Annotated in this window: 3 protein-coding genes and 1 pseudogene; 1 reads left to right on the top strand and 3 read right to left on the bottom strand. The window is 44.9% G+C overall.

The annotated features are described in order from the left end of the window. On the bottom strand, nucleotides 1-1,157 hold a 1,157-nt coding region (gene prpF, locus ACTXGO_RS12475; RefSeq protein WP_443574762.1), incomplete at its 3' end, for a 2-methylaconitate cis-trans isomerase PrpF. A gap of 86 nt (nucleotides 1,158-1,243) precedes the next feature. Here prpF and ACTXGO_RS12470 point away from each other — a divergent pair. Further along, nucleotides 1,244-1,396 carry a hypothetical protein gene (locus tag ACTXGO_RS12470; RefSeq protein WP_443543052.1) on the top strand — a complete coding sequence of 51 codons (153 nt, stop codon included), beginning with the start codon at nucleotides 1,244-1,246 and terminating at the stop codon, nucleotides 1,394-1,396. A gap of 3 nt (nucleotides 1,397-1,399) precedes the next feature. On the opposite strand, the gene ACTXGO_RS12465 is transcribed toward ACTXGO_RS12470, so the two are convergent. Beyond that, nucleotides 1,400-1,645: a type II toxin-antitoxin system Phd/YefM family antitoxin gene (locus tag ACTXGO_RS12465; protein ID WP_443543050.1), complete on the bottom strand. Its 246-nt coding sequence runs from the start codon at nucleotides 1,643-1,645 to the stop codon at nucleotides 1,400-1,402. A 207-nt stretch (nucleotides 1,646-1,852) separates the two neighbouring features. Further along, nucleotides 1,853-2,404: pseudogene (locus ACTXGO_RS12460) on the bottom strand (Fe/S-dependent 2-methylisocitrate dehydratase AcnD); the annotation flags it as partial.

Below are 2,404 nucleotides of genomic sequence, written 5' to 3'. Positions count from 1 at the left end.
ACCTTTTTGGCTTGCCAGCGTCCATCGACTTGCTCAGTTTTGCCGCCGACAAGTAGCGTACCCGACGGATGACCAAAACGCACCTCGGACAGCTCGCCACCGCCAGCGGCTCCATTGACGAGCGTACCTTGAGTTGTCGCTGCTGCGGCAATCGCTACCGCTGCCGTACCCATCATGGCGTGATGCAGTTGACCCATACTCATCGCGCGTACGACTAGATCAATATCGCTTGAGTTAACTTCTTTGCCACTAGACGCAGTATAACTTTGCGCAGGAGCGACCCAAGCAATTTTGGGAATATGCTGGCTACTTTGTGCCTCGCTCTCATCTTTAAACAGTCCCATTGCGACACCGCCACGCGCGCGGATTTTTTCTAACTTGGTTAAGATCTCGCTATCGCTATTGATATCACCTTGCAACTCTGTACCAGTGAACCCTAAGTCATCGCTTTTCATAAAGATAGTCGGAATGCCCGCGCTGATAAAGGTCGCTTTGACGCTATCTTTATCTAAACCACAACCAGAGACATCAAAGTCATCAACTAGATTGTTAGTCGGAAACATATCACTAGAGGAATCAACCGGATCAATAAACTCAATCTTCACTTCAGCAGCAGGGAAGGTGACGCCGTCTAATTCAAAGTCGCCCGTTTCTTGTACTTGCACTTTGCCGTTATCATCTTGATAAACGGGTACATGCGCAATGATAGTTTTACCGATGTTTTCTTGCCAAATGCGTACTTCACATATGCCATTTTCAACGCTGTTCGCTACTTTTTCCGCATCAACGATACCCATATTTATCGCACAAGCACCAACAGCTGCAGTTAAGTTGCCACAGTTACCCGCCCAATCTATCATCGGCTTGGCGATATTAACTTGTCCAAATAGATAGTTAACATCATGGTCTTCTTGCTTGGCTTTAGACAAAATCACCGTCTTTGAGGTGCTTGAGCTACCATTACCCAAGCCGTCGATTTGCTTGCCATAGGGATCAGGGCTGCCAATAACGCGTAATAAGAAATTATCGCGCGCTTGGCCTGGTTCTTGGCAACGTTCAGGTAAGTCGGATAACTTAAAGAAGGTGCCTTTTGAGGTGCCGCCGCGCATATAGGTGGCTGGAACTGAGATTTGTGGGGCAAATTTGGGTTGAGTCATGTTGGAGGTCCTTTGAATAGTTACGATTTGGTTTTGTTTTATTGATAATATAAACAGAGATACAGTAATCAGAAATAGAGAGCATCATGGAAACAGATAAAGAGCTGAATGCAAGCTCAGCTAAAATTAAACAGATTATGCAAGACAATCCTGATTTGTCTTACGAATTTGTACGTCAATTATTAATTGCTAAATATGAGGTTGAGGCTGGTAAGGTTAAACCTTTTAAGTTTGGTTAGCGGTTAATCTTTTCCGAAACTCACTTTGCTAACTTTATACTGATCGATAGACTTGGCTAAATGTGCTACATTCGCAGGCGATCCCAATAAATAAAGCGTCTCTTTCAAACTACTATAATGATTGTATGACATGACAACCGCATCATTATCATTTTTACGATTTATGACAACCACATCAGCATCATTGTTCACCGTATCTAAAACGGCTTTAAAGTCTTTATTAGCGTCTGTAAAGCTGATAACTTCCATGATGGCTCTCCTAATCAATACTTAATGTACGTCGTTGTGGGCTGTAGTTTTAGCGCAGCTTCTAGACTTTACAGAATTACGATGCTGGGTTAAAAACTCAGCCTACGCCAAATTCAAATAGTTAGAGATTATAAGCTTAAAAAAACCGATGCCATATCACTATATAACATCGGCTCTATTTTAATTTACAAGCTAAACCTGAGAGATTTAAGCGACTTCACCAGCTAAGAATTCTTTAGCAAAGCGCTGTAGCATACCGCCAGAGTTGTACATTTTTACCTCATCAGCGGTATCTAAGCGGCAGATAACAGGCGCTTTATCGATGCTGCCGTCTTTACGATGAATGACTAGCGTCATATCACCGCCAGCTGAAACCTCACCTTCGATATCGAATACTTCGGTACCATCGATGTTTAGCGTGTTACGGTTGACGCCTTCTTTGAACTGAACGGGGAGTGCACCCATCCCGACCAAGTTTTGACGGTGAATACGTTCAAAATCTTCAGCCACGACGACTTCCACGCCAGCGAGACGTACGCCTTTAGCCGCCCAGTCACGGCTAGAGCCTTGACCGTAACCGTCACCTGCGATGATGATAAGCGGCTGCTCACGATTCATGTAGGTCTCGATCGCCTCCCACATCCGCATGACTTGCCCTTGCGGCTCGACTCGTGCGAGTGAGCCTTGAATGACGTTGCCGTCCTCATCACGTACCATCTCATTCAATAGCTTTGGATTAGCAAAAGTCGCACGCTGAGC

The sequence above is a fragment of the Psychrobacter sp. T6-1 genome, assembly GCF_052258445.1.
This window is presented reverse-complemented; position numbering and strand designations above follow the sequence as displayed.

Coding starts and splice junctions, on each gene's coding strand:
- ACTXGO_RS12465 (WP_443543050.1), bottom strand. CDS start 1,645: ATGGAAGTTATCAGCTTTACAGACGCTAATAAAGACTTTAAAGCCGTT.
- ACTXGO_RS12470 (WP_443543052.1), top strand. CDS start 1,244: ATGGAAACAGATAAAGAGCTGAATGCAAGCTCAGCTAAAATTAAACAG.